We start from the raw sequence: 17,991 nt of genomic DNA, 5'->3' as shown, positions 1-17,991 counted from the left end.
ATCTCTATTTCATCTATTTTGAAGAGAAATGATGTTGTTTATTTAGAGCGAATTGCAATTACTGGATTCAAAGCTGCAGCTTGAGATGCAGGGATTATTCCAGAGAGAATTCCAATAAAACTAGCTATAAAAAGACCCACTATCATGTTACCCGAAGTTAATATCAAATCAAGGGAACCGAGGTCAATGAAGCTAATTAAATAAACGAGTAATAGGCCTATGAGTCCGCCCAATACACATAAGAATACAGATTCAAAAAGAAACTGAAAAAGGATGAAGTAATTTTTAGCCCCTAGTGATTTCTGAATTCCAATGATATTGGTTCTTTCTTTAACGGATACAAACATGATGTTTGCAATCCCAAAACCGCCTATCAAAAGAGCAAAAGCTCCAATAATATATCCACCAACGCGTAAAGAACTAAAAACAGAAGATAAGGCATTGGCGGCAGCATCTGGTCGATTTAACGCAAAATTATCTTCTTGTGTAGGTCTTAATCCTCTTATAGTTCGCATGAGTCCAGTGATTTCTCCTTCTAGGGCAACCATGTTTTCATCATCTTCATAAGCTTGAAGCTGAATCATCCCATATAGGTTTCCACTGGAAAACATTCTTTTGTGTTTTAAGAAAGGGATGTAAATTTTTTGGTCTGGGTTGCCGCCAACGTCTACCAGTTGTTTTCCTTTGATTTCTTGTGTGCCAATCACAGTAAATTTCTGACCCTTTATTTTGATGCTTTTGCCTATACCGTTCCCGTCAGGAAAAAAGGTGTTGTAAATTTCTCCGCCTAAAATGGCTACGCTTTGTCCTGAATTTATTTCTTGCTCGGTAAAGTATCGACCTTCAATTACAGGAACCTCTGTGATTAAGTTAAATTCTGCGGTGATTCCATGGCATAAGGCATCAAAACTGCTGTTTTCGTATTTTGCGTTTGCTAAAGAGTAATCCATGATAGTTATGGCGTTCGCATTTTTAATGCGTTCTTTCAAAAACTGATATTCGGAGTATTTTGGCCTTGGTCTTTGAAAATACTTCCACCAAGGATAATCACCCTCTCCAAACATCCACGGAAACTTATCTACATAAATAGTTTTCTCGCCGATGCTGCTTAATGAATTTTTGATATTAGCCTCTAGCGAGTCAACCATGGTTAATACACCGATGATGGAGAAAATGCCAACAGTAACACCTAAAAGCGAAAGTAATGTTCGCAGAAGGTTTGCCCTAAGAGCTTGCCATGCAAATCTAAAACTTTCAAATACGAGTTGTAGAAATTTCATTCAATTAGCCAATTTTGGTAGTGTAAAGGAAGATAATCAACACTCAAAAAACAAAGCTTTTGGTAGGGAGGTCACGAAGGGATAAACGAACGGATGAAAAGGAGGATTTATGGATATCGGCCCCAGCCATTCATACCAAGTGAAATGCCTAAGGTGGCTGATGGGTAAAAGCCCTTCTGAGCTATTCTATTGAAAGAGGTATAGTAAATGAATTCATAGCCAGGCTCTAAGTCTTGGTCAAAATTGTGTTGGTATCTTACGCCTGCCCCTACGAAGAAATCAAATGTTGGGACTCCTTTTTTGATAAATGTTTTTCCATACTTTAAATGGAATGCCAGTACATTTATATTGACAGTATATTGGTCAGTTTGAGGGTTTTTACTAGGTAGCTCATCGGTTTTAACGGCAGTTTGAGGGTATAGAACGTTTTTGTAAAATAATTCACCTCCAAAATATGTACCCCACGGCTTATCCATATCTATGGTTTTATAATACTTCTTGTATTCTATTCTAAAAACGTCAGCTTTGATATATTTGTTTTTCTTGAAAAGCTTAGGAGCTCCAAAGCCATAAGAGAATTGGAGGCTGTTCTTTGGATTAAGAAAGTACTCGGCTTGAAACTGAATGGTAGGGTCAATATTGGCCATGGCGAATGGCCTGAATTTTATTGCATATTTAGGTAAGAAAGTAGTAGTTTCTTGCGAGAATACAGAATTTGTTGAAAGTAGAATGTAGAAAAGTGATATTTTAGTGAGGTATTTCATGTGAATGTGAACTTTATCTATTGTGAATTAAGTAGGAGGTTGAATCCTCACTATATAAAAATAATAATAATGACTAAAAATCTTACTATTCTTCTACTAACTGTTTTTCTGTTTTCTTGTAAAACGACCCAAAAAGCTGCTAATATTAAAACGGGCGATGGCTTGTTTGAACTCTTTGTAGAAGATGAAAATAGAAGCACCTTTTATTCTGATAAGAAAGGAGTTTTTGGAGCCAACGGCATGGTGGCTTCTGCAGACGTAATGGCTTCTGAAGTTGGGAAAGAAATATTAAGAAAAGGTGGAAATGCCGCGGACGCTTCGGTAGCTACTTTTTTTGCTTTGGCGGTTACTTACCCTTTCGCAGGAAACTTAGGTGGTGGTGGATTTGCCGTGATTCGTGAAGGAAACGGAACTAACCATGCACTAGATTTTAGGGAGAAAGCACCTTTAAAAGCACATAGAGATATGTACTTGGATGAAAAAGGAGATGTAATCAAAGGGAAAAGCACCTCAGGATATTTAGCTTCTGGCGTACCTGGCTCTGTAGCAGGAATGGTAGAGCTACATCAAAAACTTGGGAAAATGTCTTGGGAGAAGTTGTTGCAGCCTGCTATTGACCTTGCCGAAGACGGAGTTATATTGACTGAAGGTAGAGCCACTGGAATGAATCGCTCTAAAAAGCGTTTTCAATTAATGAATGGTGAGGATACCCCTTACTTTATTCATCCTACTAAAGAAGCATGGGAAGCTGGCGATTTGTTTGTTCAAAAAGATTTGGCTGAAAGCCTTAAAAGAATTCAAAAAGGTGGAGCAAAAGGTTTTTATGAAGGAATTACCGCTGATTTGTTAGTGAAAGAAATGGAAAAAGGAGGCGGAATTATTAGTCATGAAGATTTGCAATCTTATGACGCTGCTTGGAGAGAGGCTATAAAAAAGTCATACAAAGAATACGAAATTATATCTATGCCGCCGGCATCTAGTGGGGGAGTGGCTTTGGTTCAGCTGATGAGATTGGTAGAGCCATATCCTTTAAAAGATTGGGGTTGGAATTCTGGTAAAACAGTGCAGGTAATGATAGAGGCGGAAAGGAGAGTGTATGCTGACAGAGCCAAATGGATGGGAGATACGGATTTTGTGAAAGTACCTATGACGGAGCTTATGTCTTATCCTTATCTGCAAGAAAGATGGGCTTCGTTTGACGAAAAAGTGGCAAGTAAAAGTGAAGATATTTCTGGAGGGGCGGTTCCATATTATGAATCAGACGAAACCACACACTTTTCTGTGGTAGATGGCGATGGAATGGCGGTTTCTCTTACCACGACTTTGAATGGCGGATATGGTAGCAAAGTAGTGGTAGATGGAGCAGGCTTTTTGATGAACAATGAGATGGATGATTTTAGTGTAAAAGCTGGTGTGCCAAATATGTTTGGTTTAATAGGAAATAAGGCTAACGAAATTCAGCCTGGGAAAAGAATGCTTTCTTCAATGACACCAACGATAGTAGAGAAGGATGGAAAATTACTAATGGTGGTAGGTACGCCAGGTGGAAGTACCATTATTACTTCGGTTTATCAAACGATTCTTAATGTGGTAGAGCATGGCATGGGCATGCAGCAGGCGGTAAACGCATTGAAATTTCACCATCAATGGTTGCCAGACAAAACTTTTATAGAGAAAGATGCCTTAGACTTAGATGCTCTTCAAGAGTTACTAAACAAAGGTTTTATAATAGAAGCTCAAAACAGAACTTTGGGAAGAATGGACTGCATCATGCTTCACCCAAACGGAATGCTTGAGGGAGCTTCTGACCCAAGGTCTGAAAATACTAGCGTAGGTTTTTAATCATTCTTTGGAAAGAATAATAGCCTTAACCTCGGCTACTTGGGACTTGGGAATTGAAAGAGCGGAAAGCACAATGTTATTTGTGCCTTTTGGAATCTTGATATTCCCAATTTTCATTTTAGACCAAGTTTTTTCGTATGCTTCCTTTCTGGTGATTCTGTCGGGACTATCTATTAAGGTTCCTTCAAAGGCTTCAGTCAAGGATTTAGTCACGTCTGAGGTTCCAATTTTTACTTTGATTACCGCTCCTATGGACTCTTCAGGGCAATTGTAAATCAAATAAGCATTCAATTCAGTCTCTTCTGTAGCGTTCACTAGCCATCGCATTTCATCTGCTGTAGATGTCCAGTTTTTTAACCAATCATGTGCCCAACCGTGTCCTTCTTCATATTTTAAGTTTCCAGAAAACTGAGCTTCGTAAGCTGGTAATTCTATGTAATCGGTATTGACAGCTATCGGTTTTACAGATTGATAATTCTTTGAGGCATCTTTAAACCAGCTGAGGTACTTAGTGTAAAGGTTTTGGGTAAGCGGTGTGTTGTCCTCTGAAATATCGCTTTTCTGACTTGGGTCAGAATCTAAGGAATAGAGCTCAGGTGATTTCCCTTTAAAAACCATCAAGTTCTCACCTGTTCTTAAAGCTCCAGGATTGTCTTTTAGGTCTTTGTCAAGAAATGCCACATGGCTAAATATTTCCCTTTCTGGTATTTCAGTTTCCTCGTTTAAAAGAACATTAGCCAAGCTAATACCGTCAATTCCTTTTTTAGATTCCTGCTCAATACCACAAAGCTCTTTTAATGTAGGTAGCCAGTCAATGTGTGCTGTCAATCCATCTATTTTTCTTCCTTTCGTTATTTTATTTGGCCAGTTAATGATGGAAGGTACTCTTACCCCGCCTTCATCCACATGCCCTTTTACTCCTTTCATTTCACCATTGTAGCGTGTACCGTTTGGTCCATTATCAGACATGAAAATCACGATGGTGTTTTCTGCTAAACCTTCATTTTGTAGTTTCTCAAGGAGTCTTCCAATATTGAAATCCACATTATCTACCATACCATAAATACTGGCAAGTCCGTCGTCTAATCCTTTCGCTTTATACTTGTCGAAGTAGCTGTCTGGCACTTGAAAAGGGCTGTGTGGGGCGTTATAAGGGACATAACATAAGAAAGGTTCTTCTTTGTTTCTGTCAATAAAATCTATGGCTTTGTCTGTAAGATAATCGGTGATAAAACCCGTGCTTTGAATCTCGGTATTATTGCTATCGAGTTTAGTGTCAAAATAATTGCTCCAGTGGCCTGCACAAAAGCCTATAAACTCATCAAAACCTTGGTCTGTTGGGCGGTTTGGGTAATGTGAGCCGTTGTGCCATTTGCCAAATATCCCTGTTTTGTAGCCATTGCTTTTAAAAACTTCGGCAATAGTTTCTTCTTCGGCATCCATGATTTCTAAGCCGTTAGAAACTGAAGTTGCACCAGTTTTTAGATGATACCTGCCGGTCAATAAGCTAGCTCTGGTAGGAGCACACAGTGGCGACACATAAAAGCGGTCAAACTCTGCTCCATTTTTACTTAATAAATCTAGGTTAGGAGTTTCGATAATATCATTGCCATGACTTGTCATGTCTCCCCAGCCTTGGTCATCAGTTAATATGAAGAGGATATTGGGTTTCTTTGCTACCTCTTTTTGACAAGAAAAAATAGAGAAAGAAAAAAGAGCAAGGAATACTAAGGAGAATCGCATTGAAAAAGGCTTTGTTGAATTTTACTTAAAAGTATAGAAAATTCCGAAGCCACTATTGTTGTTCAAAGATGCATTTATAGATAATGTCGATACAGAGTTATTAATGGTATAATCAATATTACCGAAGCCAAAACCAGCAGTAAGCATTAGGTTTTCTTTAAAGTGATACATGAATCTAATTGGTGTGGCATAAAGGTTAATATTTGCACCATCAGTATTTCCAAAGATAGCTGAAACAGACCCTCCAATATATGGAGCAAGATATAGATCATCCACCAAAGGAATAAACTTACCCCGTTCTACAGATGGTCCTATGGAGACAGAATTGTTAAAAGTATTGGTAGGATAAAGGGCGAATTTTCCGCCAAAGGCCCAATAGGTGTTATCGCTCTTGATTTTCCCGAATAAAAGAGAAGAACTTATTGAAGTAAAGTCATTGTTTGAGCCAGAGATAACTTGTGCGTTTAAGTTTCCATTAACTATTTTTCTACCGGCCAAGTCTTGGGCATGAGCCAAATGAGAAACTAGAATTAGTGATGCGAAGAAAAAGAAGTGTTTCATAATGTGATATTTAGTTTAAAAGACGAATCTAGAACTAAATAACTTGAAACAAATACATCTCCTAGATATTTTTTTAAAAAAAATATCTAGGAGATGTAAAGGAAGTATGGCAGATTTATTTCGCTCTTTTAACTAAATCTGCTCTTGAAATTAAGATGGCTCGGCCTATGGCTCTTCCATTTCTAAATGTCTGTGTTCTAAGACTTAAGTCACCTTCAGGAACCTCAAAGGTACCTTCGTATTTGTTGCCAAATTGAACCGGATAAGTATTGTCAATAGTATAGAATATTTCGGTATTTGCTAAGTCGTTTTCTAAAGTTACGAGGAGCTTATCGCCTTCTTTTTTAACAGAAACTATCGGGTCTAGCACTGCATGAGAAATGTTGGTTTTCGCCATTTCAAATCTTGCAAAGTGGGTTTCCGTTCTATTTAAAAAACTTTGATAGTTTTTGCTCTCTTTTGGACTCCAAAGTGTTTCTGAAATAGCAAATGCCCTTGGATAAGTCATATAGAAAGCAAATTGTAGATTTGGAATAACTTCTGTCCAAAGGTTCCCTTGCCCTCCTAAAATATATTTAGCATCTACATCGTCTGGTACGGGCTCAAAAGAGTATGCTTTTTTAAGGCTTAAGTTAGCATAGATAGGATTTTCTAAACTTGGGTCTCCCTGCGTATAGTCGAGGTATGCAAAAGTAGTAGGTGTCATCACTACATTATGCCCTAGTTTTGCTGCTTCTATGCCACCCTTCATACCTTGCCAGCTCATTACGGCCGCACCTTCAGCTAGACCACCTTCTAAGATTTCATCCCAGCCAATCATCTTTTTACCTTTGCTATTGATGATTTTTTGAACACGACTTACAAAATAACTCTGCAGACCATGCGTGTCCGCTATTTTGTTAGCTTTCATGAATTTCTGCACTTCAGGGCTTTCTTCCCAGTATCCGTGGTAGCACTCATCTCCACCCATGTGGATGTATTGATTAGGGAAAAGCTCTGCCACCTCTGTCATTACTTTATCTACAAACTCATAGACCTTTTCGTCAGCTGGATTTAAGGTGTTTTCAATTAGCATTTTGAAATGCGGGCCTGTCCAGTCGGCAAAGTATCCACCAGGGTTAACCACTTTAGGCTCTTTCAAAGTAGAAAGTTCAGGGTAGGCCGCTAAAACCGCCATGCTATGCCCAGGGATATCAACCTCAGGAACTATCGTGATGTTTCTATCGGCAGCATATTTAATAACCTCTTTTATATCTTCATGTGTGTAGAAACCACCTTCTGTAGCTTTTTCTCCTTCTTTAGGGAAGGGTCTGTCTTTACCAAAACGACCATGTCTTGGTACTCTCCATGCACCGACCTCTGTAAGTTTTGGTAGTGATTTTATTTCTATTCTCCAGCCTTCGTCATCTGTCAAATGCCAGTGAAAAACGTTAAATTTATACTGAGCCATTTTGTCTAAATAGGCTTTGACGTCATCTACAGAGAAAAAATGCCTACTTACGTCAAGCATGAGTCCACGCCAGCCAAATCTAGGGTAATCTGTAATTTTACATCCCATAATCATCCCCATACCCATTCCGTATTCGGCGGTGTTTTCAAACTCTCTAGGTAATAATTGTCTTAAAGTTTGAAGACCATTGAAAATACCTGCAGCTTCGTTAGCCATTAGGCTAATTTCATTTTCTCGTACTTCAAGCTGATAGCCTTCTTTAGGGAGTGCAGGAGCAGCGGCCAGGGAAATACTGATGACCCTGTTGTTTCTGCTGGGTTCAGCTATACTTTTTAGCTCAATCTTATTACCAGACTGGGCAAGGAAATTTTGAAAGTTAGTTACATAGGTTTTTACTTGTGCATCATCAGTTCGGATGTCAATACCCACTTGGTTGTCGAGCATAAACATTCCGTCATTTGTTTCATAAGAAACAGGAGTAGGGATAATTTGATGCTGAGCCAGAGAAGCTAAACTAAGAGCAAAGGATAGTGCTAAGGTTAGTACTGTTTTCATTTTAATAAATTAGGATGAAACCAAAGTTATTAAAATATTTTAATAATTACCTTTTTGTTGTAGAATTATACTTTGACACAAAGCTTTGAGTATCGTGTTTTACCTTAGGTTTACCCAAGAGCCTGCGTCATGCACATTTTCCAAACCTTTGCTTGTTAGTATACCTTTTGCTTTTGAAGAACGCATACCTGAAGCACAGCAAAGTACTAGGGGCTTTTTATATTTCTGAATTTTTTTAAAGTTATTTGCCAAGGTATCTAAGGGGATATTTATAGCATTTTTAGCATGGCCTCCAGAAAACTCTCCAGGGCTACGCACGTCAATAATAATAGCACCATTGCTTACTAGTTTCTTAATTTCTTCTGAATTACCAGCAAATATTTTTTTTATGAAATCGAACATTTTGTTTTGTGTTTTATTTGACACAAAGCTACGTATGCAGTTTTCAAAAATAAGTGAGTTAAGTCACAGATGCTTTATCTGAAGAAAATGACCAGAGCACCTAATAGGGTTAGTCCAAGTATTAGCTTTCTGTAGTTGTCGTTGTTTATTTTCTTCACTATTCTAACACCAACAAAGAAGCCGGCTATCATGGCAGGAGCTAAAACTAGATCAATTTTAAATGTATTAAGGCTAATGGTTTCCCAAGAGAAAACGTGAAAAGGTACCTTAAAAAGGTTGATGAATAGAAACATCCACGACACAGTACCTATAAATTCATTTTTCGGGAATTTTAAAATCAAGAAGTAAACGTTTGAAAAAGCTCCAGCTAAGTTTCCAATCATGGTGGTAAAACCTGTGACTAGCCCCATGGTACTTCCAAACCAAAGGCCTTGTGGCATTTTCTCAGACTTTCTTCTTTCCCACCAAAATAGTAGACCTACAGCTGCAAGAATAATCACGGCCATGATGCGTTTAAACAGTGTGTCGTCAATGTCTCTACCCACATACCAGCCAATTAGAACACCGGCTACCATCCATGGCATTAAAATTTTAAAATGCTTCCACTGGGCATGCCTGTTATAATAGAGTACTGCTAGTACATCGGCCATGCAGAGTAGAGGGAGCACTATACCCGTAGAGGCTTTTGAGCCAAATACTAAAGCCATGATGGTGACATTCATAACATCTACTCCACGGAGCCCTGCTTTAGAAAAACCTACAATAAAGGCAGAAAAAAATACGAGTGCCCATTCTAATAGGCTATGGTCTGAAAAGAAATCCAATATTTTGGGGATATTTGAAAGTTTGACAAGTTTAAGAAAGAATACTGGCTTGTTTAACTTCTTTTACCACAAATTGACTTTGAGCGTTGCCAATATTAGAAAGAGCCGATAGTTTATTAAGAATAAATAGCTTGTATTCTTCCATATCTTCAATTACTATTTTAAGTAGAAAATCGGCACCACCAGACACACAATAGCATTCTACTACTTCGGGAAGCGTTTGAATATCCTTTTCGAATTTTTCTAAATATTCAGCGGCATGTTCTTTTAAGCTGACGCTACAAAATACAAGTAAGTTTCTGTGTAGTTTTTTCTTATTAAGCTCAATGGTATATTTCTCAATAATACCATCTCGCCTAAGTCTCTTGATTCTTTCATGAACGGGAGTGGTAGTAAGGTTAAGTTCTGCCGCAATCTCTTTATTAGTGCTTAAGCCGTCTTTTACTAATAGCTTTAGAATTTTTAAGTCAACTGGGTCAATACGATTCATGGCAAAATATTCTAAATTATGGATAAATATATTCAGTCTGTCCTATTTTGGAATCAAATTAAGCGAGATTTAGGAAATTAGTCTAATTGTTGATGTTAATTATTTTTCAGGTTTAAAGTTTTATTGCTGTAAAGCAAAACACTCTCGCCATTATGGCGAGAGTGTTTTAGTTTATTGATGAAAGAGGATAGGAGTCAATTATGCATGATTTTCGCTCATACTAGCTTCGCGTCTTTTGAATTGAAGTTTTGATGTTAGCATTGGAACCGTACCTAAGGCTAATAAGGCAACACCTAAACCAACTATTTTCCAAATGTCTACAAAGTAAGTACCTGCTGTAAGTATGGTTAAAACCAATGTGGTAGAGAATGGAAGGGATATGGCTAATACCATTATGGCTAGTTCCGAGTTAAATGTTCTTTTCTCTTTTGCTATGCCCATGCTTTCTTCTTTGTTCAGAAATAATGAGATATGAGCAAACGGCCAAAAGCTTATACAACTTAAAGGGAAAATTATAGTAAGAAGTATATGGTTTGCTGAACTCATGCCAGTAGAAAATATAAATAACGCACTCAAAATAAGGCTAATGCCAGCTCTTAAAGACAACAATGAAAATACAAGCTTCTTTTTGCCTTCTTTAAGATTAACGGCTAAACCAATAAAAATTAGTACCAATGGCGTCATGATAGCACTGGTTTTGTCAAAAACACCCTGAACAACGGCAGGAAGTGAACTGTAACTTACGCCAAAACCTAATAAAACAAGTCCGGCTACTAGCACAATATTGATAGGCTCTTTTGCCAAACTGGCTAGTAATGAAGTGATTTTCTCTTTGACATTCTGTTTTTCAGAACCAGAGTTTTTAAGTGACATATTCATGGCCACTACATATAAAAATATTAAGCAGAAAAACTTATTTCCAATGTCGCCCATGGCGGCCATGGCTAAGCTTTCTTCGCCTAAAAATTCAACAATAAAAGGAAAACAAGACAGGCCAGGAGCTAATGAAGGAATAAGCAATGTTAATGTTCTTGCACTTGCCGAGTCTTTTTTCATTCCGAAGCTTGACAATACCACTGGCGTAATCAAAAACATGATGAAATTAAAAAGAAGAGCTACTACTGGAATGAAAAGTAAAGATGCGTCCAAATTTATTTTCATTAAGGCTATGAAAATGGTGGATGGAAGTGCCACAGAAAGTACTATTTCCTTGATGCCGTTAATTTTGTCTTTGCTGCCAAATTTAGCTTTAAGTATGAAACCTAAGGCTATTAGTAATACAAGGATAAGGGTTTTGAATATAGCTTCGTTCATTGAGATAGGAAATTTAAAGAAAACAGCTTAGCCGAAATTCGGCTAAGCGTGTTTATAAGAATTGATCAACTTAAAGTTTTAAGAGCACTTACGAACATTTTCATTTCGTCCATGGTACCCATACTTACGCGGCACATGTCTTTGCCCATAATGGTAAAAGCTCTACAGCCTACACCTTGGTCACGCATTTTGCCTAAGAACTCTTTACCATTCATATTTATCTGGAACATCATGAAGTTGGTGAAAGAAGGAATAGGCTCATAACCCATTGCGGCTACTGCTGCCATGGTATATTTTTTGGCAGCGTCATTTTTAGTTTTAGTCATTTCCTGGAATCCATCATCACCGTAGGCTGCTGTAGCAGCTTTAATTGATGTTAATGATATACCCATACCACCACGTGTAACGCTTGAGATTTCATTAATGAATTCAGGCTGAGCAACCATAAAACCGATTCTTAAACCAGCCATACCCATGATTTTTGAGAACGTGCGACAAACAATTACGTTATAGCCTTGTGCTACTAACGGAGACTGTGTAATGGCTTCTGGGCCATAGGCTAGTTCCATGTAAGCCTCATCTATAAAAATTGGAACCTTCTTAGATACTTTTTTACAGAATGCTTCTAAGTCTTTAGCAGCAGTCATGGTACCTACAGGATTATTTGGGTTACAGATATAAACCAATTTTGTTTCAGAATCCACAGCCTCGGCCATTTTATCTAAATCATGCGACCAATCAGAAGTACAAGGTACTGGCTTCCAAGTAGCTCCAACTCTTTCTGCCACACGAATAAGCGACATGTAAGTTGGGTCAGCAGAAACTAAGTTTCCTCCATTCATAAAACGAACAATGGCAACCTTCTCCAAAAGATCAGAAGAACCAGGCCCCATCATAAGGTGCTTAGTAGTTACTCCTTCTTTTTTTGCTATACTTTCCATTAGTTCAGCCATTTCTCTCCAAGCGTAGCGATTTCCGCCACTAACAGAATCAATAACGGCTTGTTTTGCACTAGCAGGAGGTCCGTATGGATTTTCGTTTGAAGTAAGTTTAGCAACAATTTCCGGTGCGAAATTTTCGTCGACGAAATATTCTCTAGCTAATGGGCTATATACAAGACGGTTGCTAGCATCTAATTGGAAAGGTGCAGTTTCAAAGGCTCCTTTTGCTATATGTGGTGCTAAGGCCATGCCTCCAAGAGACATTAAACCTGTCTTAAGCATGTTTCTACGATTCAGAGATTTTTTCATGTTACTGTTTTTTTTATTTTGATCAATTCTAGAGTTTTTAAAAAGAAAATGAAGCCCCCGAAGGGGCTCCTATAGGTTAGTTTGAAGCTAATTTGAATAACTTAGTAAAGGCCACATCTTTATAAGTTCCGGAGGCACTTAAGGAAACTGTTGAGCCTGATTCGGAAATTCCTAAAGTAGACCATGGTACTTCTACTGAAGCAAGTCCATCTGCTCCTGTAGTAAATGTTCCTATTTCTGCCCCTCCTCTAAATTTTACAAGAAGTGGTACAGATGCTACTGGAATGGAATCAATCCCCTTGGTATAATCCAAGATGTTGGTTTTGTCAAGTTCTAAAACCATTAGGCTTAGTTTAGCGGTTTCGCCAAAAGATGAGCTTATAGTAGGGTCAGTAGTTAGGCCTGATGATGGAGAACCAGTGTCTCCCTTTACTGTTACTAATACTGGTGCTACTACTCTGTCTACAAAAGGATCTTGCTTTTCACAGGCCACAAATGTGGAAACCAGTGTCAGTCCTAAAATGATATATGATAATTTTTTCATTGTTGTCTTTTTTTTGTTTGAATCAAAAATTACTCTGCCCACCAAAGTTTAGTTTGCATATTGTCAGGACCTCCGTTTAGCGATACGCCAGCGTCAAGTTTTGCTTTATTAAGTGAGTACTCCGTGGTTGGGTATGGCAAACGCGTTGGAATAATACCATCGTTTTCGAAAATTGCTCTTGGGTCAGCTGCAGGAATGCTTGGGAAACCAGTTCTACGAAATTCTGTCCAAGCTTCAATTCCTTGACCAAATAAGGCTACATATTTCTGAGTCATTATTGTTTCCTTAGTTAATGCACCAAAAGATGTTTCAAAGTCGGCAGGTTTAGTTAAGCCATAAGAGTCAAAAGAAGCTTCTATGCCTGTTTTGAAATAAGCGTCTGCATCACCAGAAATATCCCCATCTAATGCTGCTTCAGCTAAAATGAAGTTTAACTCGCTGTAAGTCATTAGGATACTAGGTGCATCTGCAGCACTGAAAGAACTTTGAAGAATAGACGCTGAACTTAAGTAAGTAGTAGCTATGGCATCAGGTAAGCCGTTAGGAATACCATTGTACTCACCATTAACTGCTGTGGCAATTGCTCCTAATCTTGGGTCAGAGGTTTCTGTCATTAAGTCTACAAAAGTCTTACTCATACTCCAGTCCGTACGTCCGCCCTGTACCATCACTTCATTCCAAGTATTATTACTTGGCCTTGTGGCGGTGTGTACTAGCTGAGCATTGTCGTCATTACTTGAGAAGATTGGATATGTACCTGGAGCACCTAAAATCTCTGCCATAATAGCCTGAGATTCTGCTGACTTTTTAGCAGCCTGTCTGTTTGCTAATTTCAAACGAAGAGAGTTAGCAAATTTCTTCCACTTTAAGATGTCACCACCATAAAGGATATCACCTGCTACTGTAGGCCCACTTACAGATAACTTTTCATTAGCTAATTTTAAATCAGCTAATAAACCTGTATAGATTGCTTCCATGGTGTCATACTCAGGTGTATAAATTGGCTCACCAGAAGTACCAGACACCGCTTGCGAGTAAGGTACCGCACCATACATGTCAGTAAGTAAAGAATATACCCATGATTTCATTACTAAGGCTATGCCTTCGTAGTTAGTATTTGGGCTTATTCCTTCGGTAGTACTAAGTGTTTCTATTCTTTGAAAGTTAGTAAGACCATCATTGTAAAGAGACTCCCAAGTGTTATTATAAAATGCTGGAGTAATACCATAACTGTCACCTTCGTTAGAGTAGATGTTTCTAGCCAAATACTGTATCCATAGCATAGCCCCATCTAGGTTTAACCTTTCAAAACGGGTGCTTCCTCCCCAGTATCTGTCTACCGACTGCTCAATGGCATATGGTAGTAAGTACTGTGCCCCAATCTTCGTAGGATTGTTAGGGTCGGTGTTTAATTCTTCAAAATCATCTGTACAGCTGTTTGCAAAAACAAGCATGATTCCAGCGAGAGCAGATAAGAATATTTTATTATTGATTTTCATTTTCTTGTCAATTTTAATGGATTAAAAGCCTAGAGATAGGTTGAAGCCTAAGCTTCTTGAATTAGGCAATTGTCCGTAAGTGAAACCTTGAGAATTACCACCATAAGAGTCAACCTCAGGGTCGATATGTGGAGAGTTAGAGAAAAGCATTAACACGTTACGACCAACTAAAGAAAGTTTTGCTTTTTGAATTTTCATTTTCTCTAAGAAAGCAGAGCTAAATGAGTAGCCTAAAGACATCTCTCTAAGTTTTACATAAGTACCATCAAAAATTGCAGCTTCGTGGTACCTTCTTGGGCTGTTATACCCATAAAACTGATTTCCGGCTACCATGACTGTATTTGGTACATACTCTGGGTTCTCGTCAGTGCCAATGTTCATCACACCTGCTCCAATTACACCTTCTTCACGTCCAACTGCTGTTTCAGCATATTGGCCTGTCCATCTTGCTGTAGCAGTTCCTTCGTCATAGAAGTCTCCACCAAATCTTGCATCAATAAGAGCTGTTAGCGTTACGTTCTTGTAGCTCAAAGTATTCATAAAACCACCTGTCCAATCTGGCTGAACATTACCCAATACTTGTGGCGTACTTTCTACTTGAGGAAGACCGTTTTCATAAATAATCTGTCCGTCAGGGCTTTTAGCAAAACCAATACCGTAAAGAGTACCGTAAGGTTCGCCTATAGTCGCTATTGAAGTTAAACCTCTACGCTCTTGTAAAGTGTAGGTGTCTAAGCCTTCAGCCAATTCTACTACTTTGTTTTTATTTTTAGAGTAGTTTAATAAAACATCCCATTTGAATCCTGAAGGAGACTGAAAGGCTGTTCCGCTTAAGCTGATCTCGATTCCTTTATTATTAACTTTTCCTGCATTAAGAACTCTAGAATTGTAACCACTTGCTTTTGAAATTTCAACACCTAAAATTTGATTTTTAGTAGTTTGATCGTAGTAAGTAACATCTAATGCTAAGCGACTTTTGAAGAATCTTAAGTCAGCACCTAACTCTATACCCGTGGTGATTTCTGGTTTTAGGTAAGCATTAGCTATTTCTGTGTTTTCATAATATTCAGGAATAGAACCATCCCAAGAGCCATCTGCACGGAACGTCTGACTTAATTGATATGCATCTGCATCGTTTCCTACTTGTGCCCAGCTAGCTCTTAGTTTACCAAAAGAAAGGATAGGGCCGCTGATATCAACTAAGTCTGTAATTACAGCACTAAGTGACGCAGAAGGGTAGAAATAAGAATTGTTACCGTTTGGTAAAGTACTAGACCAATCGTTTCTGGCTGTTAAATCTAAAAACAATGCGTTTAAGTAACCCATTTGAGCCGAGCCATATACACTCTGTACTTCTGATTGTTCAATAGTACTTTCTGCCGTGTTTTGGCTTGGGTTAGCATTTGAAAGGTTATAGATACCGTCCACTACCAGTTCACCTACATACGTGTAATTACGCTTGTAATAGTTTGTTCTTACTGCTCCACCTGCTTGACCTACAAAAGAGAAATCGTTTGAGAACATTTTGTCATAAGACAAAAGAAAATCATGATTGTTTTCTTGTTTTCTTAATACAGTTTCAGAGAATCTACCTGGTGATGTATTTCCGTTTCTAGTACGTTCAAAGTTTGATACGTTAATTCTAGTGTCACTCCAAACATCTGTACCCGTTCTAAGCATTAGGTTTAGATTATCTGTGATGGTTGCTTGAATAGAAATATTACCCAATAAACGGTCTTTGTCGTTCGTAGTTGGCAAAAGTTCGTTAGTATAGAATGGGTTAGTGAAGTACGTGTGCTGCCAGTTTGGCGGGTCCGTATCTCCTTCTTTTTGAATATGAGTATCTACATAATCAGACCAGTTGGCCAGTCTATCCCAAGATACATGACGGTGAGCCCAAATAAACTGCTGACCTGATTGGTAGTTTCTGTTTCCACCAGTTTTGATGTAGTCTGCAGTGAAATTAGCTTTCAGCCATTTAGTTAAATTATAGCCGGACGCTAAAGTGAAGTTATCTCTGCTGTAATCATTAAACGACGAAATACCTTTTTGGTTTAGCTTGCTATAAGCCAATCTGAAGTTACCGTCTTCGTTTCCTCCAGAAAGTGCAATACTGTTTGTTAACGTAGTTCCTGTTTCCCAGAACTCATCCCAGTTATCTGGTTGTGGTGTTAGAGGAGCTACATCCGTACCTGTCCACCATTGTCTTGTAAGTCTTCCATCTAAAGGAGCTCCCCAGCTTTCATCTGTACCTGCTGTACCGGTAGTTACACCAGGCACTAAATTGCCATAAGCAGCTTGGTATTGGTCATAGGCATCAGGCTCTAAAACGCCACTCCAGCCGTTTGCGTACCAAGTTCTATAGCCATTTCCTCCACCATAAGTGTTTTGGAAATCAGGCTTAACAAATGGCCTTTCTACTGTAAAGTTTGCATTGTATTCAACTCCAATTCCTTTAGTTGAACTCCCGTCTTTTGTGGTGATCAATATAACACCGTTTGCGGCTCTAGAGCCATAAAGTGCTGCTGCGTTTGGTCCTTTAAGCACAGACATTGTTTTGATATTGTCTGGGTTTACTTCAGAAATACCACCACCGTAGGTGTTATCATTATCTTGCTGCATTGGTACACCGTTAATTACTATCAATGGACCGTTATTTCCTGACACAGAAGAAGCACCTCTTATTTGAATATTTGAACCACTCCCAGGTCCACCGTTAGAGGATATACGCACACCGGCAACTTTACCAGATAATCCGTTAACCACGTTGCTTGAACGAGACTCTGTTAGTGTTTCGCCAGCAAGTTCCTGTTGAGAAAAACCAAGTGATTTCTTTTCTCTGCTAATTCCTAAGGCAGTTACTACGACTTCATTAAGTAGTTTGTTATCAGAAACGAGAGTAACATTAAAGGAGGTTTTGTTTCCTACCGTTACTTCCTGTGTTGCAAATGCAATTGCACTAAATACTAATATAGATTCTTTAGAAGGTGCTTTTAAAGAAAATTTACCATCAAAGTCTGAAATGGTACCAACAGTGGTACCTTTAACAGCAATGGATACGCCAGGTAGCGGGCCGTCTTCTGCAGATGACACTACCCCTGAGATAGTCTGAGCATTTGCCGTAAGGGCAAAAAGCAGCAGAACTAAGACTCTGTTTAAAAGTAGAAATTTTTTCATTTAGGTTCAGTTTAGCTTAAGGTTCATTTTAACAAGTTCTTGAAATGTTTTCTCCGCCCGGAAAATGGAGTTCCCCGACCGCTCGGTTCTTACATTGACCAAAGGCGGAGAAAACATTTTATTTCTTGAAACCACGATTTTGAATTTCGTGATGAAATTTTCTTAAGATTAGTTTAGAATTATTATTACCACACACACTAGACACCGTTGTCTACAGTAGCTATGCTTCTACACATAGCCTCTGTAAAACTTTCGCCATTGTTGCGGTCGGGATGGGAAGTTTCGTTTGCTAAATT

General features: G+C 38.5%; 14 protein-coding genes. 1 reads left to right on the top strand and 13 read right to left on the bottom strand.

The window, feature by feature from the left end; translation table 11 throughout:
* Nucleotides 1-38 precede the first annotated feature (38 nt).
* Nucleotides 39-1,280, bottom strand: coding sequence for an ABC transporter permease (locus tag AADJ06_RS17810; RefSeq protein ID WP_341227845.1), 1,242 nt, complete (start codon nucleotides 1,278-1,280; stop codon nucleotides 39-41).
* 107 nt (nucleotides 1,281-1,387) lie between these two features.
* The gene (locus tag AADJ06_RS17805; protein ID WP_341227844.1) at nucleotides 1,388-2,044 is read right to left on the bottom strand and encodes a hypothetical protein; all 657 of its coding nucleotides are present in this window, start codon (nucleotides 2,042-2,044) and stop codon (nucleotides 1,388-1,390) included.
* 69 nt (nucleotides 2,045-2,113) lie between these two features.
* Here AADJ06_RS17805 and ggt point away from each other — a divergent pair, with 69 nt between their 5' ends.
* The gene (gene ggt, locus AADJ06_RS17800) at nucleotides 2,114-3,886 is read left to right on the top strand and encodes a gamma-glutamyltransferase (RefSeq protein ID WP_341227843.1); all 1,773 of its coding nucleotides are present in this window, start codon (nucleotides 2,114-2,116) and stop codon (nucleotides 3,884-3,886) included.
* On the opposite strand, the gene AADJ06_RS17795 is transcribed toward ggt, so the two are convergent.
* The 11 genes from AADJ06_RS17795 to AADJ06_RS17745 form a co-directional block, all read right to left on the bottom strand.
* Nucleotides 3,887-5,629 carry an arylsulfatase gene (locus AADJ06_RS17795; RefSeq protein ID WP_341227842.1) on the bottom strand — a complete coding sequence of 581 codons (1,743 nt, stop codon included), beginning with the start codon at nucleotides 5,627-5,629 and terminating at the stop codon, nucleotides 3,887-3,889.
* 21 nt (nucleotides 5,630-5,650) lie between these two features.
* Entirely contained in the window at nucleotides 5,651-6,190 is a 540-nt protein-coding gene (locus tag AADJ06_RS17790; protein WP_341227841.1) for a hypothetical protein, read from the bottom strand.
* 115 nt (nucleotides 6,191-6,305) lie between these two features.
* Nucleotides 6,306-8,195, bottom strand: coding sequence for a family 20 glycosylhydrolase (locus AADJ06_RS17785; protein WP_341227840.1), 1,890 nt, complete (start codon nucleotides 8,193-8,195; stop codon nucleotides 6,306-6,308).
* A gap of 99 nt (nucleotides 8,196-8,294) precedes the next feature.
* A complete protein-coding gene (locus tag AADJ06_RS17780; protein ID WP_341227839.1) occupies nucleotides 8,295-8,597 on the bottom strand; it encodes a rhodanese-like domain-containing protein in 303 nt (100 codons plus the stop codon).
* Between the two features lie 74 nt (nucleotides 8,598-8,671).
* On the bottom strand, nucleotides 8,672-9,421 hold the full coding sequence (locus tag AADJ06_RS17775) for a sulfite exporter TauE/SafE family protein (protein WP_341227838.1): 750 nt from the start codon (nucleotides 9,419-9,421) through the stop codon (nucleotides 8,672-8,674).
* A 31-nt stretch (nucleotides 9,422-9,452) separates the two neighbouring features.
* A complete protein-coding gene (locus AADJ06_RS17770) occupies nucleotides 9,453-9,911 on the bottom strand; it encodes an Lrp/AsnC family transcriptional regulator (RefSeq protein WP_341227837.1) in 459 nt (152 codons plus the stop codon).
* Between the two features lie 198 nt (nucleotides 9,912-10,109).
* The gene (locus AADJ06_RS17765; RefSeq protein WP_341227836.1) at nucleotides 10,110-11,225 is read right to left on the bottom strand and encodes a hypothetical protein; all 1,116 of its coding nucleotides are present in this window, start codon (nucleotides 11,223-11,225) and stop codon (nucleotides 10,110-10,112) included.
* Between the two features lie 65 nt (nucleotides 11,226-11,290).
* The gene (locus AADJ06_RS17760; protein WP_341227835.1) at nucleotides 11,291-12,475 is read right to left on the bottom strand and encodes a histidinol-phosphate transaminase; all 1,185 of its coding nucleotides are present in this window, start codon (nucleotides 12,473-12,475) and stop codon (nucleotides 11,291-11,293) included.
* 76 nt (nucleotides 12,476-12,551) lie between these two features.
* On the bottom strand, nucleotides 12,552-13,019 hold the full coding sequence (locus tag AADJ06_RS17755; protein ID WP_341227834.1) for a hypothetical protein: 468 nt from the start codon (nucleotides 13,017-13,019) through the stop codon (nucleotides 12,552-12,554).
* Nucleotides 13,020-13,048: 29 nt separating this feature from the next.
* A complete protein-coding gene (locus tag AADJ06_RS17750) occupies nucleotides 13,049-14,518 on the bottom strand; it encodes a SusD/RagB family nutrient-binding outer membrane lipoprotein (RefSeq protein ID WP_341227833.1) in 1,470 nt (489 codons plus the stop codon).
* A gap of 21 nt (nucleotides 14,519-14,539) precedes the next feature.
* Nucleotides 14,540-17,695: a SusC/RagA family TonB-linked outer membrane protein gene (locus AADJ06_RS17745; protein ID WP_341227832.1), complete on the bottom strand. Its 3,156-nt coding sequence runs from the start codon at nucleotides 17,693-17,695 to the stop codon at nucleotides 14,540-14,542.
* Nucleotides 17,696-17,991 lie beyond the last annotated feature (296 nt).

The sequence above is a fragment of the uncultured Arcticibacterium sp. genome, assembly GCF_964021845.1.
Classification (GTDB): Bacteria; Bacteroidota; Bacteroidia; order Cytophagales; family Spirosomataceae; genus Arcticibacterium.
This window is presented reverse-complemented; position numbering and strand designations above follow the sequence as displayed.